Annotated in this window: 29 protein-coding genes and 2 tRNA genes; 14 read left to right on the top strand and 17 right to left on the bottom strand. The window is 70.0% G+C overall.

All coding sequences use genetic code 11. The annotated features are described in order from the left end of the window. The first annotated feature begins 39 nt into the window (after nt 1-39). The 3 genes from ASC77_RS09280 (at nt 40) to ASC77_RS09270 (ending at nt 3,928) form a co-directional block, all read left to right on the top strand. The gene (locus tag ASC77_RS09280; RefSeq protein WP_056153923.1) at nt 40-2,193 is read left to right on the top strand and encodes an RNA degradosome polyphosphate kinase; all 2,154 of its coding nucleotides are present in this window, start codon (nt 40-42) and stop codon (nt 2,191-2,193) included. 100 nt (nt 2,194-2,293) lie between these two features. Further along, complete coding sequence (locus ASC77_RS09275; protein ID WP_156391011.1) at nt 2,294-2,911, top strand: DUF47 domain-containing protein; 618 nt, start codon at nt 2,294-2,296, stop codon at nt 2,909-2,911. Nucleotides 2,912-2,917: 6 nt separating this feature from the next. Beyond that, nucleotides 2,918-3,928 carry an inorganic phosphate transporter gene (locus tag ASC77_RS09270; RefSeq protein WP_056151310.1) on the top strand — a complete coding sequence of 337 codons (1,011 nt, stop codon included), beginning with the start codon at nt 2,918-2,920 and terminating at the stop codon, nt 3,926-3,928. A gap of 87 nt (nt 3,929-4,015) precedes the next feature. Here ASC77_RS09270 and ASC77_RS09265 read toward each other — a convergent pair whose 3' ends face one another. After that, nucleotides 4,016-5,065, bottom strand: coding sequence for a hypothetical protein (locus ASC77_RS09265; protein ID WP_056151308.1), 1,050 nt, complete (start codon nt 5,063-5,065; stop codon nt 4,016-4,018). Nucleotides 5,066-5,331: 266 nt separating this feature from the next. On the opposite strand from ASC77_RS09265, the gene ASC77_RS26975 reads away from it, so the two are divergent. The 3 genes from ASC77_RS26975 to ASC77_RS26555 are packed head-to-tail and all read left to right on the top strand — an operon-like array spanning nt 5,332 to nt 6,742. Next, entirely contained in the window at nt 5,332-5,994 is a 663-nt protein-coding gene (locus ASC77_RS26975; protein ID WP_056151306.1) for a hypothetical protein, read from the top strand. Then, nucleotides 5,991-6,572 (top strand): signal peptidase I, encoded by a 582-nt coding sequence (locus ASC77_RS26970; protein WP_056151304.1) that lies wholly within the window; start codon nt 5,991-5,993, stop codon nt 6,570-6,572. Before ASC77_RS26975 ends, ASC77_RS26970 begins: the two co-directional genes overlap by 4 nt. Next, nucleotides 6,569-6,742 (top strand): hypothetical protein, encoded by a 174-nt coding sequence (locus tag ASC77_RS26555; RefSeq protein ID WP_156391010.1) that lies wholly within the window; start codon nt 6,569-6,571, stop codon nt 6,740-6,742. Before ASC77_RS26970 ends, ASC77_RS26555 begins: the two co-directional genes overlap by 4 nt. Here the strand turns inward: ASC77_RS26555 and ASC77_RS09250 are convergent. The 6 genes from ASC77_RS09250 to ASC77_RS09225 form a co-directional block, all read right to left on the bottom strand. Then, nucleotides 6,718-7,452 (bottom strand): response regulator transcription factor, encoded by a 735-nt coding sequence (locus ASC77_RS09250; RefSeq protein ID WP_235547556.1) that lies wholly within the window; start codon nt 7,450-7,452, stop codon nt 6,718-6,720. The genes ASC77_RS26555 and ASC77_RS09250 overlap by 25 nt on opposite strands. 80 nt (nt 7,453-7,532) lie before the next feature. Beyond that, the gene (pstB, locus tag ASC77_RS09245; protein ID WP_056151299.1) at nt 7,533-8,312 is read right to left on the bottom strand and encodes a phosphate ABC transporter ATP-binding protein PstB; all 780 of its coding nucleotides are present in this window, start codon (nt 8,310-8,312) and stop codon (nt 7,533-7,535) included. Nucleotides 8,313-8,338: 26 nt separating this feature from the next. Further along, a complete protein-coding gene (gene pstA, locus ASC77_RS09240; protein WP_056151297.1) occupies nt 8,339-9,433 on the bottom strand; it encodes a phosphate ABC transporter permease PstA in 1,095 nt (364 codons plus the stop codon). After that, nucleotides 9,430-10,350 carry a phosphate ABC transporter permease subunit PstC gene (pstC, locus tag ASC77_RS09235; RefSeq protein ID WP_056151295.1) on the bottom strand — a complete coding sequence of 307 codons (921 nt, stop codon included), beginning with the start codon at nt 10,348-10,350 and terminating at the stop codon, nt 9,430-9,432. The genes pstA and pstC overlap by 4 nt, the downstream gene beginning before the upstream one ends. A gap of 83 nt (nt 10,351-10,433) precedes the next feature. Beyond that, nucleotides 10,434-11,543 (bottom strand): phosphate ABC transporter substrate-binding protein PstS, encoded by a 1,110-nt coding sequence (gene pstS / locus ASC77_RS09230; protein ID WP_056151293.1) that lies wholly within the window; start codon nt 11,541-11,543, stop codon nt 10,434-10,436. 168 nt (nt 11,544-11,711) lie between these two features. Further along, nucleotides 11,712-12,572, bottom strand: a complete 861-nt coding sequence (locus ASC77_RS09225; protein ID WP_056151292.1) for an NUDIX hydrolase — start codon at nt 12,570-12,572, stop codon at nt 11,712-11,714. 45 nt (nt 12,573-12,617) lie between these two features. On the opposite strand from ASC77_RS09225, the gene ASC77_RS09220 reads away from it, so the two are divergent. Further along, entirely contained in the window at nt 12,618-13,676 is a 1,059-nt protein-coding gene (locus ASC77_RS09220; RefSeq protein WP_156391009.1) for a hypothetical protein, read from the top strand. Between the two features lie 14 nt (nt 13,677-13,690). On the opposite strand, the gene ASC77_RS09215 is transcribed toward ASC77_RS09220, so the two are convergent. The 4 genes from ASC77_RS09215 to ASC77_RS09205 form a co-directional block, all read right to left on the bottom strand. Then, the gene (locus ASC77_RS09215; RefSeq protein WP_056151288.1) at nt 13,691-13,894 is read right to left on the bottom strand and encodes a heavy-metal-associated domain-containing protein; all 204 of its coding nucleotides are present in this window, start codon (nt 13,892-13,894) and stop codon (nt 13,691-13,693) included. Further along, nucleotides 13,891-14,184: a metal-sensitive transcriptional regulator gene (locus ASC77_RS09210; RefSeq protein WP_056153920.1), complete on the bottom strand. Its 294-nt coding sequence runs from the start codon at nt 14,182-14,184 to the stop codon at nt 13,891-13,893. Before ASC77_RS09210 ends, ASC77_RS09215 begins: the two co-directional genes overlap by 4 nt. A gap of 46 nt (nt 14,185-14,230) precedes the next feature. Further along, nucleotides 14,231-14,395, bottom strand: a complete 165-nt coding sequence (locus ASC77_RS27175; RefSeq protein ID WP_200944944.1) for a hypothetical protein — start codon at nt 14,393-14,395, stop codon at nt 14,231-14,233. A 204-nt stretch (nt 14,396-14,599) separates the two neighbouring features. Further along, entirely contained in the window at nt 14,600-14,803 is a 204-nt protein-coding gene (locus ASC77_RS09205) for a cold-shock protein (protein WP_028644610.1), read from the bottom strand. Between the two features lie 293 nt (nt 14,804-15,096). Between ASC77_RS09205 and ASC77_RS09200 the strand changes: the two genes are divergently transcribed. Both ASC77_RS09200 and ASC77_RS09195 read left to right on the top strand, forming a co-directional pair. Further along, nucleotides 15,097-15,771: a GAP family protein gene (locus tag ASC77_RS09200; protein ID WP_056151286.1), complete on the top strand. Its 675-nt coding sequence runs from the start codon at nt 15,097-15,099 to the stop codon at nt 15,769-15,771. 197 nt (nt 15,772-15,968) lie between these two features. Further along, nucleotides 15,969-16,044 (top strand) — tRNA-Lys (locus ASC77_RS09195). A gap of 135 nt (nt 16,045-16,179) precedes the next feature. On the opposite strand, the gene ASC77_RS09190 is transcribed toward ASC77_RS09195, so the two are convergent. Then, entirely contained in the window at nt 16,180-16,725 is a 546-nt protein-coding gene (locus tag ASC77_RS09190) for a GNAT family N-acetyltransferase (RefSeq protein ID WP_082574603.1), read from the bottom strand. Nucleotides 16,726-16,775: 50 nt separating this feature from the next. On the opposite strand from ASC77_RS09190, the gene ASC77_RS09185 reads away from it, so the two are divergent. Next, nucleotides 16,776-17,381: a PaaI family thioesterase gene (locus ASC77_RS09185; protein ID WP_056151284.1), complete on the top strand. Its 606-nt coding sequence runs from the start codon at nt 16,776-16,778 to the stop codon at nt 17,379-17,381. A gap of 3 nt (nt 17,382-17,384) precedes the next feature. On the opposite strand, the gene ASC77_RS09180 is transcribed toward ASC77_RS09185, so the two are convergent. Then, nucleotides 17,385-18,878, bottom strand: coding sequence for an NAD(P)/FAD-dependent oxidoreductase (locus tag ASC77_RS09180; RefSeq protein ID WP_056151282.1), 1,494 nt, complete (start codon nt 18,876-18,878; stop codon nt 17,385-17,387). Nucleotides 18,879-19,184: 306 nt separating this feature from the next. Between ASC77_RS09180 and ASC77_RS09175 the strand changes: the two genes are divergently transcribed. The 3 genes from ASC77_RS09175 to ASC77_RS09165 are packed head-to-tail and all read left to right on the top strand — an operon-like array spanning nt 19,185 to nt 20,814. After that, the gene (locus ASC77_RS09175; protein WP_235547555.1) at nt 19,185-20,069 is read left to right on the top strand and encodes an ATP-binding protein; all 885 of its coding nucleotides are present in this window, start codon (nt 19,185-19,187) and stop codon (nt 20,067-20,069) included. Continuing rightward, on the top strand, nt 20,066-20,488 hold the full coding sequence (locus tag ASC77_RS27700; protein WP_056151278.1) for a fluoride efflux transporter FluC: 423 nt from the start codon (nt 20,066-20,068) through the stop codon (nt 20,486-20,488). Before ASC77_RS09175 ends, ASC77_RS27700 begins: the two co-directional genes overlap by 4 nt. Next, nucleotides 20,485-20,814, top strand: coding sequence for a fluoride efflux transporter FluC (locus ASC77_RS09165; RefSeq protein ID WP_056151276.1), 330 nt, complete (start codon nt 20,485-20,487; stop codon nt 20,812-20,814). Before ASC77_RS27700 ends, ASC77_RS09165 begins: the two co-directional genes overlap by 4 nt. On the opposite strand, the gene ASC77_RS09160 is transcribed toward ASC77_RS09165, so the two are convergent. The 4 genes from ASC77_RS09160 to ASC77_RS09145 form a co-directional block, all read right to left on the bottom strand. Next, nucleotides 20,805-21,158: a metallopeptidase family protein gene (locus tag ASC77_RS09160; protein WP_056151274.1), complete on the bottom strand. Its 354-nt coding sequence runs from the start codon at nt 21,156-21,158 to the stop codon at nt 20,805-20,807. The genes ASC77_RS09165 and ASC77_RS09160 overlap by 10 nt on opposite strands. A gap of 78 nt (nt 21,159-21,236) precedes the next feature. Further along, a tRNA-Asp gene (locus ASC77_RS09155) sits at nt 21,237-21,313 on the bottom strand. A 140-nt stretch (nt 21,314-21,453) separates the two neighbouring features. After that, entirely contained in the window at nt 21,454-23,280 is a 1,827-nt protein-coding gene (locus ASC77_RS09150) for a purple acid phosphatase family protein (protein WP_056151272.1), read from the bottom strand. A gap of 562 nt (nt 23,281-23,842) precedes the next feature. Further along, nucleotides 23,843-25,042, bottom strand: a complete 1,200-nt coding sequence (locus tag ASC77_RS09145) for a HupE/UreJ family protein (RefSeq protein ID WP_056151270.1) — start codon at nt 25,040-25,042, stop codon at nt 23,843-23,845. A gap of 143 nt (nt 25,043-25,185) precedes the next feature. Between ASC77_RS09145 and ASC77_RS09140 the strand changes: the two genes are divergently transcribed. Beyond that, entirely contained in the window at nt 25,186-25,965 is a 780-nt protein-coding gene (locus ASC77_RS09140) for a hypothetical protein (RefSeq protein ID WP_056151268.1), read from the top strand. Nucleotides 25,966-25,970: the final 5 nt, after the last annotated feature.

The raw sequence follows: 25,970 nt of genomic DNA, 5'->3' as shown, positions 1-25,970 counted from the left end.
GGCAACCTACCGTTCACCTCGCAGTGCAAGACTGAGGCCATGACGCTCGACAGCCTGCCGCCCGACGCGGTCTCGAGCCACGGCGAGGGGATCCCCGAGGAGCCGTTCGACGTCGAGCCGCCGTACCAGCCCGACGACGAGGCGCTGGCCGCCGTCGAGAAGTACGCCGACCGCTTCCTCGACCGTGAGCTCTCGTGGCTGCGCTTCAACCAGCGGGTCCTGGAGCTCGCCGAGGACCGGGCGCTGCCGCTGCTCGAGCGGACCCGGTTCCTGGCGATCTTCACCAGCAACCTGGACGAGTTCTTCATGGTCCGGGTGGCCGGTCTCAAGCGCCGGATCGCCGCCGGGCTCGCCGTACCCGCCGCCTCCGGGCTGATGCCCAGCGACGTCCTCGAGCTGATCTGGTCGACGACCCGCGAGCTCGCGGAGCGTCAGGCCCGGCTCTTCCGCGACGAGATCGTGCCCGCGCTCAGCGAGGCCGGCATCGAGCTGGTGCGGTGGGACGACCTCGACCGTGAGGAGCAGAAGACCTGCAAGCGGCTGTTCAAGGACCGGGTCTTCCCGGTGCTGACACCGCTGGCCGTCGACCCGGCCCACCCGTTCCCGTACATCTCCGGGCTGTCGCTCAACCTGGCCGTGCTGATCCGCAACCCCAAGACGGGCAAGGAGCACTTCGCGCGGGTGAAGGTGCCGCCGATCTTCTCCCGCTTCGTGCCGGTCGGCAACCAGCGCTTCGTGCCGCTGGAGGACGTCATCGGCGAGCACCTCAAGCGGCTCTTCCCGGGCATGGAGGTGCTGGAGGTCCACACCTTCCGGGTCACCCGCAACGAGGACCTCGAGGTCGAGGAGGACGACGCCGAGAACCTGCTCGCCGCGCTCGAGAAGGAGCTGCTCCGGCGCCGCTTCGGGCCGCCGGTGCGCCTCGAGGTCGAGGAGTCCATCGCCCCCCAGGTGCTCGAGCTGCTGGTGTCCGAGCTCGGCGTCACCGCGGAGGAGGTGTTCAAGCTCCGCGGCCCGCTCGACCTCCGCGGCCTGCACGACATCGCCGACCTGCCGCGGCAGGAGCTGAAGTACCCCGCGTTCGTCCCGACCACCCACCACCAGCTGGCCGAGGTCGAGTCCGCGGCGCCGGTCGACGTGTTCAAGGCGGCGCGCCGGCACGACGTACTCCTGCACCACCCGTACGACTCGTTCGCGACCTCGGTGCAGCGGTTCATCGAGCAGGCCGCCGCCGACCCGCACGTGCTCGCGATCAAGCAGACCCTCTACCGGACCTCCGGCGACAGCCCGATCATCGACGCCCTCATCGACGCGGCCGAGAGCGGCAAGCAGGTGCTGGTGATCGTCGAGATCAAGGCGCGCTTCGACGAGGAGGCCAACATCCGGTGGGCCCGCAAGCTCGAGCAGGCCGGCTGCCACGTCGTCTACGGCCTGGTCGGCCTGAAGACCCACTGCAAGCTGGCGATGGTGATCCGCGACGAGCCCAACGGGATCCGGCGCTACACCCACATCGGCACCGGCAACTACAACCCGAAGACGTCCCGCATGTACGAGGACCTCGGGCTGATCACGACCGACGAGCGGATCGGCGACGACGTCGCCCACCTCTTCAACAACCTGTCGGGCTGGTCGCGCAACGCGTCGTACGAGCAGCTGCTGGTGGCGCCCGACTCGGTGCGCTCCGGGCTGGTCGACCAGATCCACCGCGAGATCGCCCACCACCAAGCCGGTCGGGCGGCCGGCATCCGGCTCAAGGCCAACTCCGTGGTCGACGAGGCGGTCATCGACGCCCTCTATCTCGCCTCGCAGGCAGGCGTGAAGGTGGAGCTGCTCGTCCGCGGCATCTGCGCGCTGCGGCCCGGCGTACCCGGGCTGTCGGAGACGATCTCGGTGCGCTCGGTGCTGGGCCGCTTCCTGGAGCACAGCCGGGTGTTCTGGTTCGAGAACGACGGCGACCCGCAGGCGTGGATCGGCTCGGCCGACATGATGCACCGCAACCTGGATCGCCGCGTCGAGGTGCTCGTCCGGCTGCCCGGCGAGGACAACGTCCGCGCCATCGGTGAGCTCCTCGACCTCGCCTTCGACCCCGAGACCAGTGCCTGGGAGCTCGACAGCGACGGCCGCTGGAGCCAGAACTCGGGCACCCTGCACCTGCAGGAGAGCCTCATCGAGGCGCAGCGCCGCCGCCGGTGACCCGGACCACCTCGGAGGGGGGTCGGGGGCGCACTTGCGCGATTCGGCTGGCCACCCCCTAGTCTGATCGCGTTCGTTTCCTCCTCACCAGGAGTTATTCGTGGGATTGCGATTCCGCCCGGTCGACACCTCCTTCTACGACCTCTTCACAGAGCAGGCGCAGCACCTCGTCGGTGGCGCGTCCCTGCTGGCCGAGATGCTCGCGGAGGGTGCCGATCACGCCGATGTGGCCCGCCGGATGCGCGAGGCCGAGCACAACGCGGACGAGTCCACCCACGCGATCGTCCGGAAGGTCAACACGACCTTCGTGACGCCGTTCGACCGCGAGGACATCTACTCGCTGGCCTCGGCCCTCGACGACGTCATGGACATGATGGACGAGGTCGTCGACATGATCCTGCTGTACGAGGTCAAGATCCTGCCGCCGGACCTCTCGACCCAGGTCGAGGTCCTGCAGCGCTGCGCGGAGCTGACCGCGGCGTCGATGCCCAACCTCCAGTCGATGCAGTCGCTCGAGGAGTACTGGATCGAGATCAACCGGCTCGAGAACGCCGGCGACAAGAACCACCGCCGTACGATCGCGAAGCTGTTCAGCGGCGAGTTCAAGACCATCGAGGTGCTGAAGCTCAAGGACATCGTCGAGTCCCTCGAGGAGGCGATCGACGCGTTCGAGAAGGTCGCCAACATCGTGGAGCAGATCGCGGTCAAGGAGTCCTGACCGCTCATGGAACTCGCGATCGTCATCGCGGTCGTCGTCGTCGCCCTCGTCTTCGACTACACGAACGGCTTCCACGACGCTGCCAACGCCATCGCCACCTCGGTGTCGACGCGTGCGCTCACCCCGCGCATCGCGCTCGTGCTGGCGGCCATCATGAACTTCGTCGGCGCACTGCTCGGCCAGGAGGTCGCGCACACCGTCAGTGACGTGATCCAGGTGAACGGCAACGCCGGCCTGGTCGTCGTACTCGCCGGGCTCTTCGGCGCGATCGCCTGGAACCTGATCACCTGGTACTTCGGGCTGCCCTCCTCGTCGTCGCACGCCTTGATCGGTGGCCTCGTCGGCGCCGCGATCACGGCGGGTGCCGTCGTGCACTGGCCGACGATCGTCGACAAGGTGCTGATCCCGATGGTGCTGTCGCCGGTCTTCGGCTTCATCGCCGCCTTCGCGGTGATGCTCGCGATCATGTGGATCTTCCGGAAGCGGAACCCGCACAAGGTCTTCCGCGGCTTCCGGATGGCGCAGACCTTCTCGGCCGCCGCGCTCGCGCTCGGCCACGGCCTGCAGGACGCGCAGAAGACGATGGGCGTCATCTTCCTGACGCTGACGACGGCCGGCTACTACACGAACTCGGCCGGCGAGCCCCAGGCTGACCTCCCGATCTGGGTCGTCATCCTCTCCGCCTCGGCGATCTCGCTCGGCACGTACTCCGGCGGCTGGCGGATCATGCGCACCCTCGGTCGCCGGATCATCCACCTCGACCCGGCCCGCGGCTTCGCGGCCGAGTCGGTCGGTGCGGGTGTGCTCTACACGACGGCGTTCGTCTTCCACGCCCCCATCTCCACGACCCACACGATCACCTCCGCGATCATGGGCGCCGGCGCGACCAAGCGCTTCTCCGCCGTACGCTGGGGCGTCGCCCGCTCGATCGTCGCCGCCTGGGTCCTCACCTTCCCCATGGCCGGTCTCGTGGCCGCCGCGTTCTACGTCGTCCTGCACGCTGTCCTGGGGGTCTGAGGGTCCGTCGGGGGTAGTCCCTGACGTTTTCGCCCCAGATCGGGCCAGCGAGGGCCGAAACGTCAGGGACTACCCCGACGCTCGAGTTCATGCCGCTCGGTGGCCGAGCAGCCACTCCCGCTGACGGAGACCCAGCGCACGCCTCGCGGCAACAGTCGTCGTGTCGACCCAGTCTCGCGGCCGCTCGAGGGTCCAGCGACGCGAGCTGGCCGGCTGCGCCGTCGCTCGGCTCTGGGCACCCAACATCCTCGCCACGAACCGGCCCGGATCCTGTGCATCGTCAGCAATCATCACGACGGGATGCATGCCGTGCTGCCGGAAGTCCTCCTCCCGATCCAGGTCACGGGGGCGGCGGTGCCCGTCGACGAAGTGGATGCCGCCGTCGTACTCCCCCACGACGCCCGTGGCCGGGTCCACCAGGTCGGGTACGCCGATCAGGCGCCCGTTCAGGTCGAAGACGGGAGCGTTGCATAGTGGCCGCGACAGTCCCGCGACGCTCGTCCAAGCACGCAGCATCACCACCTCTCTCGGTGACCAGAGGTTCTCGTCGGCGAGCGGGATGGCATCGCGGCACTGCGGGATGCCGGTCCACCCCGGGTGCAGACGCGCGTATTCGGCCAGCTCATCGATCGAGACCAGGTCGTTGAAGCACGCCATGCACAGCGTGGTGACGGCATCCCACACCGTCCTGGCATAGCGCATCTCGAAGCACACCGATCTGACGGCGGTCGTCAGGCGCACACCGTCGACGACCATCAGGTCCGACGGCGCGAGACGCTCCTCGGACGTCCTGATCCCGAACGCGGGCTGCTGCCGGATCACTCGGTTTCCCCCGACAGCGAGGGTCACCGGCCGGATCGGGCCACCGCCCCATGGTGTGCCGTCGAACCAGCGGCCGCCCTGCCAGCCCAGAGCAGCCCAACCCGTGACCGCGCCCCAGTCCTGCTGCAGGGTCACCGCCGCCTCGACGACGCGCTGATCCAGGTCCGAACCGTCGACGTCTGACGGGACGAACCAGCCTCTGCTCGTCTTTCTCCAAGCCGGACCGCGCGCCTTCTTGGGGCTCGGCCCCGACTGTCCGGTCTGATCCGGGCGCACCGGCACCACGACCGGTCGCGTGACACCCGAGAGGTCCATGCGGAGACGGTGCACGCTCCCGTGAGTTCCTGCAGCGCTCATCCACAGGCGTCGGGATAGTCCCTGACGTTTCGGCCCGGTCCGGCCCGCCCGAGGGCGAAAACGTCAGGGACTATCCGCAACGACGACCTGAGCACCTTGCATTTGTCTTGTAGGAAACCAGGGGTTCGGGCGGGCGGTGTCTTGAGATCGGAGGAGTTTGATCAGGGCATCGAGACAGCACCACCAGACACGGATGTCTGGGGGAACCTTGGGGGAGGAACCCGATGCGCACCACCACCACCGCTCGTCGCAGGGCCACGAAGGCCGGCACGAAGACCGGCGCCAAGATGGGCACGAAGCTGTTCGCGACGGTCGCCCTCGTCGCCAGCGCCGCCGCCGTCGCCGGGATCGGCACGTTCGGCGCCTACACGGACACCACGACGGCCGACGTCAGTGTCGGCAGCGCCAAGGTCAGCGTCCTGATGAACGACAACGACGCGGGCATCCACGTGGACGCGAAGGGCATGGTGCCCGGCGACAAGGTCGTCTTCCCGGTCTCGGTCAAGCGCGAGACGGGCTCCGCCGAGCTCGGCGACCTGACGCTGCAGACCACGATCACCAACCAGAACGCGCTCACCGACGCGCTCCGGCTCACCGTCGACAGCTGCACGAAGCCGTGGACGGTCAGCGGCGCCTCGGTCACCTGCTCGGGTACGACGACCAACGTGTCGACCGACGGCGGCCTGGTCGGCAACGGCGCGACCAGCGCGTGGGGCCAGACATCGGCCTGGGTCCCGACCCTCAACACCAACGTCCCGGTCTACCTGCGGGCGACCCTGACGCTGCCCAGCAGCGCGGGCAACAACACCGCCGGCCTCACCACCGGCATCACCTGGACGCTGACCGGCACCCAGCGGACGGCCAAGACGACCGTCGTGACCCCGTGACGGTCAAGCGACTGGCGAGCTGGGCGCTGAGCCTGGCGGTCACGATCGGCACGCTGGGCTTCCTGGCCCTCGCGGTCGGCCCGCACGTCCTGGGCTACCGCACCGCGGTGATGCTGACCGGGAGCATGACCGGCACCATCGACCGGGGCGACGTCGTCGTCTCGGTCCCGCGCCCCGCCGCGGACGTCCAGGTCGGCGACATCCTCACCTTCCAGGCGCCGGTGGCCGACCACCACCTCGAGACGCACCGGGTGATCGCCGTCGACCACGCCGCGGACGGCACCGTGGTCGTGCGGACCCAGGGCGACGCCAACGACGCCCCGGACCCGTGGCGCGCCACGATCTCCGGCGACACCGTCTGGAAGACGGCGTACGTCGTGCCGAAGGCCGGCCACGTCGTGCAGGCGCTCCGCGCCACCGTCGTGCGGTACGGCGCGATCTGGGTCGCGCTCGCCGGTGTGGTCCTGCTCGGCCTGAGCCTCATCTGGCGCCAGGACCCGCCCCGCCATCGGCGAGCGGCAGCGGCACCGGCTCCGCGACCGCGCCTCACCCTCGTCGGATCGGAGCCGCGATCGTGATCACCGACGCGTCGAAGTTCCAGCCGCTGCTGCCGCCCCGGCTGGTGGCAGCCTCGCCCGGCACCACGCTCGACGGGCCGGGCACCCGGTTCCGGGCCGGCCAGCTGGTCAACGAGCCGATCGAGGACCGCCTCGCCGCGGTGCTTCAGCTGGCGGCGCGCAAGCGGTAGCCCACGCCGCGCACGGTCTCCACGAACCGCACCTGCCCCCGCCGGTCCCCCAGCTTGCGGCGCAGGTTGCCCATGTGGACCTCGACGTGGTGGGTCTCGCCCCAGCTCTGGCCCCAGACCTCCTGCATCAGCAGGGCCCGCGGCCACACCCGCGTCGGCGATCGCATCAGGGTCGCCAGCAGGTCGAACTCGGTCGGCGTCAGCTCGACCTCCTCGCCGGCCCGCCACACCCGGTGGGCGTCGACGTCGACGAGCAGGTCGCCGTGCCGGAGCACCTCGTGCTCGTCGGTCGCGGGCAGCTCGACGTACGCCGGCTCCGGCGCCGCATCGGCCGACTCGACGAAGTGCCGCGGCCGGCGGAACATCGCGTTGACCCGCGCCTTGAGCTCGCGCACGCTGATCGGCTTGGCCAGGTAGTCGTCCGCCCCGGTCTCGAGGCCGATCAGCCGGTCGATCTCGTCGGCCTGCGAGGTCACCATGATGACGTACGCGTCGGTGACCGGTCGGATCCGGCGACACACCTCGAGGCCGTCGATGCCCGGCAGGCCGACGTCGAGGGTGACCAGGTCGGGCCGCAGCGCCGTGACCAGCGCGACGCCCTCCTGGCCGTCGTGGGCGATCGCCACGTCGAAGCCCTGCGAGGACAGGGCGAACTCGAGGAGCGACGCGGTGTCCGCGTCGTCCTCGATCACCACTGCACAGCGAGGCACCGAATCCCCCAGGTCAGAAGACACTCATCGCCCGGACCATCGGTCCGGGCGACGAGTTCCTGAGGATTTCGGTGGACGAATCAGCCGAAGCGACCCGAGATGTAGGCCTCGGTGGACTCCTCGTCCGGGTTGGTGAACATCTTCGTGGTCGGGTTGAACTCGACCAGGTGCCCGGGCTCGCCGGTCGCCTTGAGGTTGAAGAAGCCGGTGTCGTCGGAGACGCGCGCCGCCTGCTGCATGTTGTGGGTCACGATCACGATCGTGTACTCGGACTTGAGCTCCTGGATCAGGTCCTCGATCGCCGCGGTCGAGATCGGGTCCAGCGCCGAGCAGGGCTCGTCCATGAGCAGCACGTCGGGCTCGACCGCGATGGCGCGGGCGATGCAGAGGCGCTGCTGCTGGCCGCCGGAGAGCCCCATGCCGGGCTTGCTCAGCCGGTCCTTGACCTCGGTCCAGAGGTTGGCGCCGCGCAGCGACTTCTCGACGATCGCGTCGGCGTCCGCCTTCTTGAGCCGCTTCGAGTTCAGCTTCGAGCCCGCGATCACGTTGTCGTAGATCGACATCGTCGGGAACGGGTTCGGGCGCTGGAACACCATGCCGATCTGCCGGCGTACGGCGACGGGGTCGACCGAGGAGTCGTAGAGCGACTGGCCGGACACGACCACCTTGCCCTCGACGCGCGCGCCCGGGATCACCTCGTGCATCCGGTTGAGGGTGCGCAGGAAGGTCGACTTGCCGCAGCCGGACGGCCCGATGAAGGCCGTCACCGCCTTGGCGCGGATGGTCATGTTGACACCCTCGACGGCGAGGAAGTCGCCGTAGTAGATGTTCAGGTCGGAGACGTCGATGCTCTTGGCCATGGAATTTCTCGTTTCAGCTTTCGGGCTCAACGGCGCCGGTCGGTCTTGGGGGCGAAGATCTTGCCGATGATCCGGGCGATCAGGTTCAGGAGCATCACCAGGACGATCAGGACGAGCGCGGCGCCCCAGGCGCGCGCGTAGCCGGGCGGGTCGCCGCCGTCGTGGGGGACGATGCCCGGCTGGGAGTACTGCTGGAAGATGTAGACGGGCAGCGTCATCATCCGGCCGCTGAACAGGTTCATGTTCACCGAGTCGGTCGCGCCGGCCACGACCAGCAGCGGAGCCGTCTCGCCGATCACGCGGGAGATCGCCAGCACCACACCGGTCACGATGCCACCGACGGCCGTCGGCAGCACCACCTTGACGATGGTGCGCCACTTCGAGATGCCCAGGGCGTACGACGCCTCGCGCAGGTCGCTCGGCACCAGCCGCAGCATCTCCTCGGTCGAGCGGACCACCGTCGGGATCATCAGCAGCGACAGCGCGACCGAGCCGGCGAAGCCGATCCGGATCGCCGGGCCGAAGATGATCACGAAGAGCGACAGCGCGAAGAGGCCGGCGACGATCGACGGGATGCCGGTCATCACGTCGACCAGGAACGTCGTCGTCCGCGCGAGGCGGTTGCCCTTGCCGTACTCGACGAGGTAGATCGCGGCGAAGATGCCGATCGGCACCGAGATGATCGCGGTCGCCAGCGTCACCAGCAGGGTGCCCATCAGGGCGTGGTAGATGCCGCCGCCCTCGCCGACCACGCCGCGCATCGAGTAGGTGAGGAACTCGACGCTGATCGCGGACAGGCCGTTCTTGAGCACCAGCCCGATCAGCCAGACCAGCGGGACGAGGACGACGAGGAACGACGTGTAGACGAGGCAGGTGGTCAGGCGGTCCGCGGCGTACCGCGCGCCCTCGACGATCCGGGACCAGACCGGCAGCCCGATGTCGAAGAGGATGACCGCCACGACGAGCAGGGCGATGATGCCCCAGCCGAGGAGCAGGGCCAGCAGCCCGGAGACCGCGAGCGCCAGCACGGCGGTCAGGATGACCGCGATGCGCGGCAGGCGGGGTGCCGCGAGACCGGCGGCGATCCCGGTGAGCTCGGGCTCGATCGGAGTGGTCGTCATCGCGCGATCTTCCTCTCGCCGCGGGCGATCACCATCCGGGCGGCGAAGTTCACCGCGAAGGTGACCGCGAAGAGCACCAGGCCCGTCGCGATCAGCACGGCCTGCCGGTCCGGGCTCGCCTCCTTGTAGTTGGAGGCGATGTTGGACGCGATGGTGGCGGGGTTGGTGTCCGAGATCAGGTTCAGGGTCACGACCTGCGTCGCCGACAGGACCATGGCGACGGCCATCGTCTCGCCGAGGGCCCGGCCCAGGCCGAGCATCACGGCCGAGATGACGCCGGATCGCGCGTAGGGGAAGACGGCCAGCCGGATCATCTCCCAGCGCGTGGCGCCCAGGGCCATCGCGGCCTCCTCGTGGAGGCGGGGCGTCTGGGCGAAGATCTCACGCGAGATCGCGGTGACGATCGGGACGATCATGATCGCGAGCACGATGGCCGCGGTGAGCATGGTGCGACCGGTCACCGAGGCGGGACCGACGAAGAGCGGGATGAAGCCGAGGTGGGTGTCGAGCCACACCAGGACCGGCTTCAGCGCCTGCGCCAGCGCCAGGCCACCCCAGAGGCCGTAGACGACGCTCGGCACGGCGGCGAGCAGGTCGATCACGTAGGCGATCGGCACGGCCAGACGCGCGGGCGCGTAGTGCGAGATGAAGAGCGCGATCCCGATCGCGAACGGCACGGCGATGATCAGGGCCACCAGCGCCGCCCAGATCGTGCCGAAGACCAGCGGACCGACGTACGACAGGAAGTCCTCGGCGGGCCGGTAGACGTCGGTCGGGGCGCTGAGGCCCGGGAAGCCCTCGATGAAGAGGAAGACGAAGACGCCGGCCAGCGCCAGCATGATGGCCAACGCGGCGGTCCGGGCGACGCCGGCGAACACGGTGTCGCCGACGCTGGTCACCGGCTTGTTGCGGGGCACTCATGGCTCCTGGGGTTCATGGGAGTGCGGCGACCCGGTGCATCCGGGCCGCCGCACACCACAGGTGTATCTGGACGTGCTGACTACTTGCCGGCGATGACGCTGACCGCGTCGGTCGCCTGCTGGGCGATCGAGTCGGGCAGCGGGGCGGACCCGGCGGCGTCGGCGGCGGCCTGCTGACCGTCGCTGGAGACGATGTAGGTCAGGAACGCCTTCACGAGCTCGGCGTCGTTCGCGTCGTCGTACGTCGGGCAGGCCAGCAGGTACGACGTCAGCAGCAGCGGGTACGCGCCCTCCTCGGTCGTGGTGCGGTCGATGTCGAAGGCCATGTCGCCCTCGCCCCGGCCCTCGACGGGCTTGGAGACCTCGAGCGCCTTCGCGGCACCGTCGGCGCTCGGCGCGTTGAACGCCTCGCCGACCTTGATCGAGACCTTGCCGAGGCCGCCGGCCTGGCTGTCGTCGGCGTAGCCGATGGTGCCCTCGCCGCCCTTGACCGCGGCGACGACGCCGGAGGTGCCCTCCGCGGACTCGCCACCCTTGAGGGGCCACGTGTCGGACGGGTCGTCGGTCCAGGCACCGTCGCCGGCCTTGCTCAGGTAGTCGGTGAAGTTCTTCGTCGTGCCCGAGTCATCGGAGCGGTGCACCGGGGCGATCTTGGTGCTCGGCAGGTCGACGCCGTCGTTGAGCGCGGCGATGGCCGCGTCGTCCCAGGTCGTGATCTTGCCGGCGAAGATGCCGGCGATCGTCTTCGCGTCCAGGTTGAGCGAGTCGACGCCCGGAAGGTTGAAGATGACGGCGATCGGGCTGACGTACGCCGGGACCTCGATCGGCTCGGCGCCGCAGGTGTCGGTGGCCTTCGTGAGCTCACCCTCGTCGTCCGAGATGTAGGAGTCCGTGCCCGCGAACAGGTAGGCGCCGCTGATGAAGCTCTCGCGGCCCGCGCCCGAACCGACCGGGTCGTAGGTGATCGTGACGCCGGAGTTCTCGCCCTGGAAGGCGGCCCGCCAGGCCTGCTGGGCCGAGTCCTGCGAGCTGGCGCCGCCGCCGGCGAGCTCGCCGCTGAGGCTCGTGCCGCTGTCCCCGTCGGAGGCGCTGCCGCCGTCGCTCTCGTTGCTGGCACCGCAGCCGGTGACGGCGAGCGCGATGACGGCGATGCCGGGCACGACTGCCCGGCGGATGGAAGTGCGGATCACTTCAGACTCCTCTGTCTTCTATGTCTGTGACGCCATCGAAGTTAAGGAGCGGAAGTGGACGGTTCCGGGGTCGTCGGTGAACGAGCGGTGAACTCGGATAGGCCAGTCGGAGACCGACAGTCGCTTACGAGACGGCAATCACGTGAACAAGCCCCGGAAGCGGTTGACTCAGGCCAGTCGGTGGAGTTCGGTAGCGGTCACTGTGCCCTGACGCAGGTGGACCACGAGCATCGTCGCGGGGTCCAGCTTGGTGTCCGCGACACCGAGCGCGTCGAAGACGGAGGGCAGCACCGGGCGGTGCGTGCAGAGCACCGACGACTCGTCGGCCGCCATCAGCGTGTCGATCGTGTCGACCACCGAGTCGGCGCTCGCTCCCTCCTCGCTCACGCCGTCGTCCAGCTCGAGGTCCCACCCCGTCGTGTCGGCGTACGGCGTGACGGTCTCGAGGCAGCGCATGCTGCTCGAGCTGACGATCTTCGTGACGTCGTACGCCGCGAGCACGGGCACCAGCCGCTGCGCCTGGCTCCGGCCGAGCTGGATGAGCGGCCGCAGCCGATCGTCCTGGCCCCAGCCCCGCCGGGACCGGGCCGCGCCGTGCCGGAGCACGATCACCGCGTGGGTACGACGCCGCCGGGGCCGGGCCTCCTTCAGCGTCGACCGGTCGTAGTCGTAGGTCAGCCGGTCCATCGCCTCGTCGTACGGAACCCACTCGACGACGTCGATCTCGTCGTTGCTCCGGTAGTCGGACACGTCGTCGCTGCCGACCACGCGACCGACCCAGTACGACACCTGCTTGGTGCGCCCGCCGGTCACCGGGTAGCGCTGCGGGGACAGCGGCACCCCGAGCCGCACGTGCAGGCCGGTCTCCTCGGCGACCTCGCGGACCGCCGCCCCGGTGACGTGCTCGCCCCGGTCGAGCTTCCCCTTCGGGAAGGACCAGTCGTCGTAGCGCGGGCGGTGCACCAGGAGCACCCGCTTGCCGGGGCGGAAGACGACGGCACCCGCGGCGAGCACGTCCTTCGTGGCCATGCGGCTAGTCTCACACCAGCCCGGCCCGAAGAGGAGACCCGACCCTTGTCCAAGCGCGTGACCGTGGTCGTGGTGGCGGTGGTGGGTCTGGCCCTGCTCGCGGCACTCGCCGTCGTCGGCGTCCACTGGTGGCGCGACCGGGACACGACCGCGTTCGCGCAGGCCGCGTCGTACGCCCCCGCCGACGCCGCTCGGCTGTCGTGGACGGACTGGGCCGCGGTGCGCGGCAAGACCGGTGCCGACCTCGACGCGACCTCGTCGGCCGACGACGTGCAGGGCTTCCTCGACGACGCGTTCGACCAGGACCTCACCTCCGCGTCGGCACTGGTGCAGTCGGCGCCGGTGCTCCAGGCGCACTTCGGCTTCTCCCCCGCCAACGTCGAGTGGGAGCTCTTCAGCCAGTCCACCGCCGGCGCGGTCGTCATCCTCCGGCTCCCGGACGACGACCTGGACGCCGTCGGCGACGACCTGGAGGACGCCGGGTTCACGCGCCCCGGGACCGAGGACGGGGTCTGGATCGGCGGGGACTCCCTGCTGCCGGAGATCGGCGCGGACCTGTCCCCCGAGCTCCAGTACGTCGCGCTCGACGCCGACCGCGGCCTCGTCCTGACGAGCGATCGCAGCGACTACCTGCAGCAGGTGGTCGACGGGATGGGCGACGACCACCTGTCCGACCCGGTCAGGTCGGTGGTCGAGGCCTCCGGGGAGCCGGTGACGGCCGCCGTGTACGACGGCGACAACGCCTGCTCGACGCTGGCGATGAGCCAGGCGGACGCCGACGACCAGGCCACCGCCGACCGGCTCGTCGAGGAGGCCGGGACGGTCGACCCGATGACGGCGTACGCCCTCTCGGTCCAGCCCGGCGGCCACGTGCGCGCGGTGATGGCGTTCGCGAGCGACGACCAGGCCCGGACGAACGCGGCGAGCCGGGCGGCGCTGGCGGCCGGTCCGGCGCCCGGCCAGGGCGGGGACTTCACGGACCGGTTCTCGGTGGGATCGGCCACGGCGGAGGGCGACCTGGTCACCCTCGACCTCGTGCCGCGCTCCGGCGAGTACGTCTTCTCGGACCTGTCGTCGGGCCCGGTGCTGTTCGCGACCTGCTGAGTCAGCCGGTTGCCTCAGACCAGCTGGTAGCCGGCCTCCTCGACCGCGGCCGCCATCGACGCCCGGTCGGGCTGCGCCTCCCCGGTCACGGTGACCGCGCCGGTCTCGAGCACCACGTCGACCGCGTGGACCCCACCGAGCTCGCCGACCTCCTGGCGCACGGCGGAGACGCAGTGCTCGCACGTCATGCCGCTCACCTGCCACACCGACGTCGTCATGACTTCACCAGCCGGGTGATGGCCTCGACGGCCTCGCCGATCTTCTCCTGGGCCTCCGCGTCGCTGGAGCGAGCGGCGTCGACGACGCAGTGGCTCAGGTGCTCCTCGACCAGGCCGATGGAGACCGCCTGGAGGGCCTTCGTCATCGCGGCCACCTGGGTGAGGATGTCGATGCAGTACTGCTCCTCCTCGACCATGCGCTGCAGGCCGCGAGCCTGGCCCTCGATGCGACGCAGTCGGCGGAGGTAGTCATCCTTGCGCTGGATGTACCCGTGCTGGTGCTCAGTCATGGTCCCGAGCATACCCCTGAGGGGTATAGGACCAGAGGGCTCGAGGTCAGGCCTCGCTCCGCGGTGGGGGAACCACCCCGAGGATCCGGTCGATCTCGTCGACGGAGAGGTGATCGTCGGACTCACTGGCCGCGATGATCAGGTTGGTCGTGAGCTCGACCTCGCCGAGGAGATCCGAGTCCTCGAGGGAGATGTCGAACTGATCGTGCACGTGATCTCTCCCTGCTCTCGACTGCTTCACCCGGTGACCTCCCTAACGCCCAGCGTGCCCGACCGTCACGCCCACAAACGCGACCACCCGAAATCTGACCCGAACGGGCCATGCCTCCTGCTCCGAGGGGACCCGTCGAAATTGATGAAGGGGCCCCACCCGAAGGTGGGACCCCTTCAGGCCGTCGCTCGGACGGCCGTCAGATCACAGCGCGCGGACGTTCTCCGCCTGCGGGCCCTTGGGACCCTGGGTGACCTCGAACTCGACCTTCTGGTTCTCGTCCAGGGACTTGTAGCCCTGGGTCTGAATCGCCGAGTAGTGAACGAAGACGTCGTCGCCGCCGCCGTCCTGAGCGATGAAGCCGAAGCCCTTTTCTGCGTTGAACCACTTAACGGTGCCCTGAGCCATGTGCTCGTTACTCCTCTGTCGGGGCGAGAGACCGTCACTTCGACGGTCCCACACCAGATGCGGTGACACGTCGCTCCGACTTCACGTGAGTGGTAGACACACGCAAGAAGAAACGCCGTTGGATCACAAACTCCGCCGGCGTCATACCTGCTGGAACTTGCACCTGTTGCAGAACACACGTTACCAACCATCGCTGGAGAACGAACCTTCTCGGCCGCCTTTTCTCAGTTCGCGGATGAAGGTTGTGCTACGGCGCAGTGACGAACCGGTCATCCGTGCGCCACTCTGGGGAGGTGAACCGAGTCCTCGGGGACCTGCTGCCCCTCGCCCTCGGCGTCGCGATCAGCCCCGTCCCGATCATCGCCACGATCCTGATGCTGCTCGCGCCGCGGGCCCGCGGGACCAGCATCGGCTTCCTCGCCGGGTGGGTCTCCGGCATCGTCGCGGCGACAGCCGTGTTCACGCTGATCGCCTCGTCGGCTGGCCTGGACGACGGCAGCGACGACTCCTCGACGGCCTCGTCGTGGATCAAGGTCGTGCTGGGCGTCCTCCTGCTGCTCGTCGCGGTCCGGCAGTGGCGCCGACGCCCGCGGCCGGGCGAGGACGCGCCCCTGCCCCGGTGGATGGCGGCGATCGACTCGTTCACCCCGGTCAAGGCTGTCGGGCTCGGGTTCGTGCTGTCCGCGATCAACCCGAAGAACCTGCTCATGTGCGTGGCTGCCGGGTCGGCCGTCGGCGGCGCCGGCATCGGCACGGGGCAGGCCGTCGGAGCCATCGCAGTCTTCACCCTGATCGCGGCGAGCACCGTCGCCCTCCCGGTGCTCGGCTTCCTCGTCGCGCACGAGCGACTGCGCGGGCCCCTCGACGAGCTGCGCGTCTGGCTGCAGGCCAACAACGTCGCCGTGATGAGCGTGCTGCTGCTCGTGATCGGCACCGTGCTGCTCGGCCAGGGCGTCGGCGGCCTCTGACCCGACGTACGGCGCGAGACGCGGGCGAAATAGAAACAAGCCGCGCTGGCGTCTCGGGTCACCAGCGCGGCTTGTGAGGACAACGTTAGCCGCGCGCCTGGGTGCTCCCAAGGGGATGCCGCAACCCTTGCGGAAACCTTGAAGAAACAACCACCGGGCATCCTGCACGCCGCGCGCCGCCGGTAGGCTCGGCCGCGGGGCCCCTAGCTCAATTGGCAGAGCATCGGACTTTTAATCCGCGGGTTGTGGGTTCGAGTCCCACGGGGCCTACCAGTGGGAGCCCTGTCCACCTGGTCGAGCGGGCGGGCTACTCGGACCCCAGGGTTTCAGCCCAGACCTTTCCAGCGCGCTCAGGGACCCCTAATCTTCCCCAGAGTTGAACCGTCGGTGGCCCGAGACCCCGGCGGTTCACTTCATTTCGGGTGCGGCTCCCGCGGTGTCGATCCAGTAGCGCAGCTTGCCCTGACGCTCATCCTCGAAGACGCCACCGCAGTGCTCGATGGTGCGCCGCGAGGCCTCGTTGTCGTCGTCGCAGGTGACCAGCACGCGGTCGATGCCGAGCTGCTCCCGCGCACGGCGTACGGCGAGCGCGAGGGCTCGTGACGCGTGGCCCTCGTTGCGGCGCGACGGCCGCACCGAGTAGCCGATGTGCCCGCCCTCCTCGAGCAGCCACGGCGTCAGCGAGTGCCGCATCGCGAGGTAGCCGACGAACGTGTCGTCCTCGGTGATCCAGAAGTAGGTGCAGTGCACCAGGTGCTCGGGCAGCGGCGTGGCCGGGTCGGCCTGTGCGAGCAGGAACTCCACCGCGTTCCGGCAGCCCGCCTCGGTCGTGTCGAGGGGCAGGAAGTCCCACAGCCCGTAGCCGTGCTGCGTGGAACCGGCCGCGTCGAACTCGGCGACGGCCGCCGCCCACGACTCGTGGAGGCGGACGTCGGGCGGCACGAGCTCGGTCATGGGCTCATCCCATCAGACCGGGGAACTGGAACGTGTTCTAGGATCGGCCGGTGACCCTGGAGAAGATCGAGCACGAGGCCGCGCTCTACGGCCCGTTCACCCAGGTCGTCCGCGAGCTCGTGGACGCGACGATCCGCACCGAGGTCGACGACGAGGAGGCCCGGACGATCCAGGCCGAGCTCGAGGACATCGTGGCCCGGCTGCGCTCCCGGCAGCTCGACGGCGCGTACGCCGCCAGCCACGGCCCCGCCGCCCGCGGCCGGCCCTGGGGCAACGCGGTGGTCGGCCTGCGCAACCCGCTCGCGCCGCCGCTCGAGGTGGTCCGCGAGAGCACCGGCCGGGTGTGGGCCGACTTCCACCTCGGCGCGGCGTACGAGGGCCCTCCGGGACTCGTGCACGGCGGCGTCTCGTCGCTGATCCTCGACCAGATGGTCGGCGAGGCGACGGGCGCGAGCGGCAAGCCCGGCATGACCGCCAGCCTCACCCTGACCTACCGCCGCCCCACGCGGCTGGGCGACCTGCGCGCCGAGGCGTGGGTGGAGCGCGACGAGGGCATCAAGACCTGGGCTCGCGGTCACATCAGCGACGCGGACGGCGTGACCGTCGAGGCCGAGGGCCTGCTCATCGTGCCGCGCTGGTTGCGGCAGGACGGGTAGGGCTCAGCCGACGCTGGACTCGACCGGCACGCCGCGCTCGCCGGCGTCGGTGAGCCGCGCCTCCTCGAGCGCGCGCTCCTCGAGCTCGGCCCGACGGGTCGTCTCCAGCATGGCCCGCGCGGCGTCGTACGCCCCCGGGTCGGAGACCAGGTCGGTCGCGCCGCGCTTGAGCCGGCTCAGCGCCGAGCGGGCGAAGATCTGCTGCTCGGTCGTGGTCCGCTCGGAGCGGCCGCGGCCGATGAACGAGACCGCCCAGTGCAGCAGCGCGGTGACGCGGCTCTTGAAGCCGGTGATGTAGATGAGGTGCAGGGCCAGCCACATCAGCCAGGCCAGCACGCCGGTGACCCGGAGCTTGCCGATGAGGGCGACCGCGCGGAACCGGCTGATGATCGCCATCGAGCCCTTGTCGAAGTAGTGGAACGGGCCCTGCGAGGCCTTCGACTTGAGCCGGTTGTCGATCTCCTTGGCGGCGTACTTGGCGCCCTGGATGGCGACCTGCGCGACACCGGGGAGGTGGTCGAGGTTGATCATGTCGCCGACCACGAAGACCTCGGGGTGGCCCGGCAGCGTGAGGTCGGGGTTGACCGCGATCCGGCCGGCCCGGTCGAGTGGGGCTCCGGTCTGCTCGGAGAGGGTCTGGCCGAGCGGGTTGGCCTGCACGCCGGCCGCCCAGATCTTCGCGACGCTCTCGATGCGCTCGACGCGGCCGTCCTTGAACTTCATCTCGATGCCGCGCTCGTCGACGTCGGTGACCATGGCGCCGAGGACGACCTCGACACCGAGCTTCTCCAGCTCGGTCTTGGCCTTGGCGCCCAGCTTCGCGCCGAACGGCGGCAGCACCTGGGGCGCGGCGTCGACCAGGATCACGCGGGCCTGGCGGGTGTTGATCGCCCGGAAGTCCTTGTGCAGCGTGCGGTGCGCGAGCTCGGCGATCTGGCCGGCCATCTCCACGCCGGTCGGGCCGGCGCCGACGACCACGAAGGTCAGCAGGTGGTCGACGTTCTCGCCGCGGGTCGCGCCGATCTCGGCCATCTCGAAGGCGCCGAAGATCCGGCCGCGCAGCTCGAGGGCGTCGTCGATGCTCTTCATGCCGGGCGCGAACTCGGCGAAGTGGTCGTTGCCGAAGTAGGACTGGCCGGCACCGGCCGCCACGATCAGCGAATCGTACGGCGTCACCGTCGACCGGCCGAGCACCTGCGAGGTGACGGTGTGGGCGTCGAGGTCGATGTCGGTGACCTCGCCCAGGAGCACCTGGGCGTTCTTCTGGCCACTGAGGATCTCGCGGGTGGGCGGCGCGATCTCGCCCTGGGAGAGGATGCCGGTCGCCACCTGGTAGAGCAGCGGCTGGAAGAGGTGGTGGGTCGTCTTCGCGACGATGGTGACGTCCACGTCGGAGCGGCGCAGCTGCTTGGTCCCGAAGAGACCGCCGAAGCCCGAGCCGATGATCACCACCCGGTGTCGGTCGGTTGCCTGCTGGGTCGTCTGCGTCGCTGCCATGACGGACCTTTCACTTCCGCTCGTTTGGATCGTGCCAAGAGAACACGCTCCGCCGTACCCATTGTTCCGCTCCCGACCGCGATTCCCGCAATCGGGGTGGTCTCCTTGATCACAGTGGAGACGGACCACGAGTTCCGTGGTCAACACCGGTCTGGACCGCTGAAATCAGTGGTCCAGACGAGGTTTCGCTGAGAAATCCCATGGGTACACGAGCCGCGTCTGGCAACAACTTGATCAGCCGTCACGTGGAGAACGACCTTGCCGCTGAACCGGCCCGCCCTCTCGCTGGGCTCCGGTCCCCGCGGCGTGCAAGACGCACGCCGATGGGTGGTCGAGACGTGCCACGACATCGGTCGTGACGACCTGGTCGAGTGCGCCGAGCTCGGCGTCTCGGAGCTGGTGACCAACGCCCTCCTGCACGCGAGTCCGCCGCTGACCGTGCGGGTGCGCGGCACCGTGGAGCACCCCCGGGTCGAGGTCCACGACGGCTCCCCGGACGCACCGCTGATGCCGACGGAGGACCCGGACGACGACGACCTGCTGCTCACCTTCGGGCGCGGCCTCGGCATCGTCGCCCGCTGCGCGACCGCCTGGGGCGTCGACCTCGAGCCCGACGGCAAGACCGTCTGGTTCGCGCCGGCCGACCAGCCGGGCGGCGACCCGGTCGAGGGGCTCGTGACCGGGGTGCCGCCCGTGACCACCCACGACCCGGACCCGGACGAGATGCGGATCTCGATCCTCGGCGTACCGCTGCGGATGTACATCGAGTTCCAGCGGCACTACCGCGAGCTGCGTCGCGAGGTCCGGCTGCTCTCCCTGGCCCACGAGACCGACTACCCGCTCGCCAAGGACCTCTCGGACCTCTTCGGGGCGCTCGACCGCGACCTGCGCGACGGCATCGGCGCCGACCAGATCGATGAGGCGCTCGCGACCGGGGCGGCCAGCGCCGACGTCCGCGTCGCGATGCCGCACGCGACCGCCGCGACCATCGGACGGTTCATCGAGCTGCTCGACCTCGCGGACGAGTTCTGCCGCGAGAAGCGTCTCCTCTCGCTGGCCCGGACCCCCGAGCAGCAGCGCTTCCAGCGCTGGTTCCTGAGTGAGTTCGTGCGGCAGGAGCGCGGCGAGCCCGCGCTCGCGTGGCAGGATGCGCCCGTGTCGCAGCCCGAAGACCAGAACACCCTGTCGTGACCGCCGGGTCACCGCCCGCCCGGCTGCTCGCCGTGGTCGCGGCCGGTGGCGCGATCGGCGCCGTGGCGCGGTGGGCCCTGACCGACGCCTTCCCCACGCACGGCGCCGACTTCCCGTGGTCGACCTTCGCGATCAACGTGGTCGGCTCGTTCGCGCTGGCGCTGCTGCCGGCCCTCGCCGCCGTCCGCGGCAGCCGCACCCTCACCGTCTTCCTCGGCCCGGGCATCCTCGGCGGCTTCACCACGCTGTCGGCCTACTCCGAGCAGTCCCGCGCGCTGCTGGCCGGGGGTCATGCCCTCGTCGCCGCGGTGTACGTCGTCGGCACCCTGGCCGCGTGCCTGGTCGCCGTCCGGGTGGCCGACCACTGGTCGACGGCGCGGCAGCGCCGGGTCTTCGCCTACGAGGGTGGCGACGAGTGACGGCGCTGCTGGTCGCCCTCGGCGCCGCCGTCGGCGCCGCGCTGCGCTTCGAGGTCGCGAGCCGGTACGACGGGCGCTTCCCCGTCGGCACGCTGGCCGTCAACGTGCTCGGCTCCTTCGTGCTCGGGCTGGTGTCGGCGCTCGCGCTCGGTCAGCACCCGCTCGCACTGCTCGGCACCGGCTTCTGCGGCGGCTTCACGACCTACTCGGCGTTCGCCGTGCAGACCCACGGCCTGGGCCGGCTGCGGGCCACGGCGTACGCCGTCGCGACGATCGGTGGCGGGCTGCTCGCGTGTGCGCTGGGGTTCACGATCGGTCAGGCATAGCCCAGGTCGTGCAGGCGGTCGTCGTCGATGCCGAAGTGGTGGGCGACCTCGTGGACGACGGTGATCCGGACCTCCGTCTCCAGCTCCTCCTCGCTCTCGCACATGTCGAGCAGCGGGTTGCGGAAGATGAAGATGCGGTCGGGCAGCTGCATGGACGGGTCGCCCCAGCGCTCGGTCAGCGCGATGCCCTCGTAGAGGCCGAGCAGGTCGGGGTCGTCGGCCGGCGGCTCGTCCTCGACGAGCACGGCGACGTTGCGCACGAGCGCGGCGATCTCGTCGGGGATGCCGTCCAGGGCGCGGTCGACGAGGGCGTCGAACTCGGCGGGACCCATCTCGACCGGCATGCTGCCATTGTGCTGGACGGGTGGAGGGTGCCGGACAAGCAGAAACGCTCCGGATCGTGGTGATCCGGAGCGTTTCGTTGGCGACCCCGACGGGACTCGAACCCGCGGCCTCCGCCGTGACAGGGCGGCGCGCTAACCAACTGCGCTACGGGGCCAGGTGACTTCACTGGTGAAGCGAGGGAACTCTAACCCACGCCACCGCCGGTGTCCCAATCGGGGAGGAGTGAGCCTCACGACGGCCCCCGGAGTGACTCCGGGGGCCGTCCTGGGTGGAGCTAGGTCGACCTGAAGAACGTCAGTGCAGCTGCTTCCAGATCGCGCGGTACGCCACGAGCTCGGCCTTGAGGGCCGTCTTCTTGGAGCCCTTCGCCTTCTTGACCTGCTTCGTGAGCTGCTTGATCTTGGCCGCGACCTTGGCCTTCACCTTGGCCGGGACGACCTCCTTGACCACGGTGTGGTTCTCGACGACCGTGTTGGTGACGGTCTCGGTCTTCGTGACCACGTCCGCCGGCGGGAAGATCGGCGACACGTCGCTCGCGTTGCGGAAGACGCTGAACACGTCCTGGACGGAGCCGATCGGCGCCGTCCAGTCCGACAGCTCGGGGCCGACGCCGGTGACGTTGCCCCGGTCGAGCGCCGGGTTCAGGGTCTTGTTCGCGGCCGTGGTGCCGGCCTTGGTCGAGTTGTCGTTAGCCCGGATGTTCTTGACCTGGAGGCCCTTGTCGTTGACCGTGACCTCGATGTAGGTCTGGACGTGCTCCTGGTTCTCCACGGAGTTCGTCCAGTGCCGCGCGTGGGCCAGGGCGTGGTTGCCGGACTGCACCGACTGCGGTCCGCCGATCTTCGTGTCGGCGCCGTACCCACCCTTGCTCGCGTCCGGCTCCGTCAGGTCGTAGTACTTGGAGCCCGAGGCCGAGTTGGCGGTGACGTAGACGACGCCGCCCACCTTCTCGACGACGGTCTCCTGACCGGGCTGCTCGTTGGCGTCGGCCTTCACGGGCGCCGAGCCGAGCGCCGTGCCCTTGAGGGCGTAGCTGCGCGAGTAGGAGTGGTCGTGGCCCTGCAGGACCAGGTCGACGCCGAGGTCGGAGAACGCCTTGGTGAAGTCGCCACGCCGCTGCTGGTTGTCGGTGTCGTTGGCGTGGTCGGCCGGCGAGTAGATCGAGTGGTGGTAGACGAGGACGACGTGCTTGGTGTTGGCGTCCTTCTGTGCCTGGATCGTCTGGGTGACGAACGCGACGTGCGCCGGGTCGCTGCCGTTGACGGCGGAGTAGGCGTTGGAGTTCAGGTCGATGAACAGGACGCCCTTCCACTTGTACCAGTAGTCACCGCCGGACAGCGTCGCCTTGCTCGCCGCGTTGGTGTACAGCGAGTCGCTGCGGTCAACGGTGCCGGGGAGGGCGAAGTGCTGCTCGTAGGCGTACCCGGAGACGTCGTGGTTGCCGATGGTCGCCGCCCACGGGATCGAGCGCAGCTCGTCGGGCTGGAGGAAGTTGTCCCACTCGGTCTCGTTGTTGGCCGTGTTGACCTGGTCGCCGCCCGAGACGTACAGCTCGGCCTTGGGGCTCTGCTTCTGGGTCTGGTCCAGGGCCCACTCCCAGCCGTCCCCGTCGGCCTCGGGGTCGCCCGAGGAGCCGATCTGCGGGTCGCCGAAGAAGAGGAACTGGAAGTCACCGTTGCCGAACGTGCCGGTCTTGAAGGAGTAGCTGGCCGACTGGTTGGACGACGACCCCTTCTCCGCCACGCGGTAGTAGTAGGTGGTGTTCGCCTTGAGACCGCTGAGCGTCACCTTGCCGTTGAAGTTGGTGAGCGCCTGACCGGTCTTGGCGTCCGTGGTGGTGTTCGCCGTGACGGTGGCCGGGACGACCGACTTGTCCGAGAAGTCGGCCTTGGTGGCCAGCTCGACGGACTCGCCGGCGGCCGGGTCGGTGGCGGAGTACCAGGCGACGGTGCGCGAGGTCTCGTCCGTGCCGACGCCGAGGACGACGGCCGACACGGAGAACGCGGCGGGGTCGGCGCCGTTGGCCGCCAGGGTGGCGCCGGTGCCGACGACGGCGCCGACCGCCAGCGAGGCCGTCGCGAGTCCGACGCCTACGCGGCGACGGGAGGAGATGAACGTCATGGGGTGCGATTCCCTTTCGGGTCCGAGTGAGGGAGGAGATTGACGGCTCAACATCTCGCCGTCGAGCGACCACCGGGTGAACGGACGGAGGGCGTCCGGGTGGCCACCCGTCGAACGGTCACCTCAGGGGTGCGGCGCGTGCGTACGGCGTACGGCGACCTGTCGGCCAAGGCCCGCGCGACACGCCGCACCCATGCCGCGTGTCGTGCGGGTCCCGGCTGACAGGCGTGCGGGTTTCGGCGGTCAGCCGGTGAAACCCGCAGACACGCCGTACGGCGCCGGGGGCTCGCGACCTGTCGGCCAAGGCCCGCGCGACACCCGCACCCATGCCGCGTGTCGTGCGGGTTCCGGCTGACAGGCGTGCGGGTTTCGGCGGTCAGCCGGTGAAAACCGCAGACACGCCGTACGGCGCCGGGGGCTCGCGACCTGTCGGCCAAGGCCCGCGCGACACGCCGCACCCATGCCGCGTGTCGTGCGGGTTCCGGCTGACAGGCGTGCGGGTTTCGGCGGTCAGCCGGTGAAACCCGCAGACACGCCGTACGAGTCCGGGGGCGGAGGGCGCTCAGCCGGCGGCGAGGCGCTGGACGAACCACACCAGCCCGAAGACGGTCACGGTCGCGGCGATGGCGCCGGTCACGACGAGGTCGGCTGTCGGCGCCTTGCGCCGCAGCAGCGCGAACATCGGGAAGAGCAGCACGATGAGGCTGAGCTGGACGGCCTCGATGCCGAGGTTGAAGACGACCAGCGACCACAGCAGGGACCACGACCACGCCTGCTGGATGCCGAGCGCGCCCGCGAACCCGAGTCCGTGCACCAGGCCGAAGCAGAAGACCACCGCGAGGCGGATCCACCCGGCGCGGTCGAGCGCGAAGTGGCTGTCGCTGCTGACGTCGAGGTCGAGGGCGTGCTCACCCTGGGTCGCCAGCCGCCAGAGGTGCCACGCGGCCACGACCGCGATCGAGAGGGCGATGATCGGCTCGACGACGCTGGGCGAGACCGCGACCACGCCGAACGCCGCGAGCATCAGCGTCACCGAGTGCGCCAGGGTGAAGGTCGTCGCCGCGAGCACGATCTCGCGCAGGCGACGCGAGCCGGCGATGAGGGCGAGCAGGAAGAGGAGGTGGTCGATCCCCGTCAGCAGGTGCTCGACGCCCAGCTTGAAGAACTCCCAGAACCGCTCGGCCGTCGACTGGTCGGTCGAGAACGACGTCTGCGAGGAGTCGAGCGCGGCGCTGCCGTCGACGAAGTCGAGGTCGTAGGTGACGATCGTCTTGGTGCCGGTGACGTAGCCCTCGTCGTCCGGGAAGAGGGTGCTGTGGATCTCGTGGGCCCGGGCGGTCTCGGGACACGCGTAGTCCAGGACCACGTGCAGGTACGGCACGTCCCGCATGTCGACCCGGTAGTCCTCGACCGGGGTCGGGCGGCAGGCGGTGCCGTCGACGGCCACGCCGAACCGGTCGTCGACGTAGGCGAGCACCGAGTCCTCGTGGTCCTCGACGGCTTTCGCCATCCCGTCGAAGTCGGCCGCGTCCCACGCCGGTTGACCGGCCTTCACCAGGGCGTCGTCGTCCTGGGCGTCGGCGACCGAGTAGAGCATCAGGTCGTACTCGAGCTCGAGGTCGACGCGGACGTGACCGGCGGACGGCGCGGTGACGTCGGCGTACACGACGGAGCTGAAGCCGTGTGCGTCGGCTCGGGCGAGCGGGACGAGGAGGAGGAACAGGACGGCGAGGGGCCCGAGCAGCACGGAGATCTTTCGCATGGCAGAGCGGAGGTTGTCGACGACACGTGAACGCGAGACGACCTGCCGGCGAACGCATCCGGGCCGCCAGCAACCGCTTTGGAACGTTTCGACGGCTCGGGTAGAAACGGCGGCGTCCCGTCCCACCTGCGAAGAGGTGTCCCGTGTCGCCCCGCGTCTCCCGCCGGCTCCCCGCCCTCGCCGTGCTGGCCACCGTGCTGGTCGCGGCGTCGGCCTGCTCGTCCTCCACGGCGGACAGCTCGGCCACCGCGCCGTCGGCCTCGCCGGCACCGTCCTCCGGGTCCGGCTCCGCCGGCCCGACGGGGAGCCCCACCACGATCATGGGCGCCGATGGAGGGCCGGTCGTGGCCTCCCCCGGCACCGGCAGGCTCGGGCCCGGGTTCGTGACCCCGACGGCGCCGCCGCCACCCGGCGGCACCATGACGCCGTCGCCGGGCTCCTGGTCGCGCGTGACGGTCCCCGCCGGCTACGAGATCGCCCTCCTCGCGACGGACGACAACGAGCCGGCTCGCCACCTCCACCAGGCGGTCGAGGCCTGGGCGGCCGCCCACGACGTCCGCGTGACCGTCGTGCCCGCCCACGACCCGGCGACGTACCTCGCAGCGATCCAGAAGGCGATCGATCTCCACCCGGACCTGGTGGTCAGCGCCGGCGACCCGCTCGCCGACCCCCTCTCCGTGGTGACCGCGAGCTGGCCGGACCAGGAGTTCCTGCTGCTGGGCGCCGAGCTCGCCGAGCCGACGTTCAACGTCACGGCCGCGGTGTGGAAGGGCACGACGGCCCGGGGCGGCGGCAGCGGCACCGGGAACGCCTGGAGGTACGACGCGTCCACGTTCACCGTCGAGCGGGCGGCCCGCGCCCTGGACGCCGGCGTCGCCGCCGTGCTGCGCGGCTACGCCGGCTTCGTCGTCCGGGTCGACTGAGACGC

It is taken from the genome of Nocardioides sp. Root1257, assembly GCF_001425175.1.
In the GTDB taxonomy this organism is placed as follows: domain Bacteria; phylum Actinomycetota; class Actinomycetes; order Propionibacteriales; family Nocardioidaceae; genus Nocardioides.
This window is presented reverse-complemented; position numbering and strand designations above follow the sequence as displayed.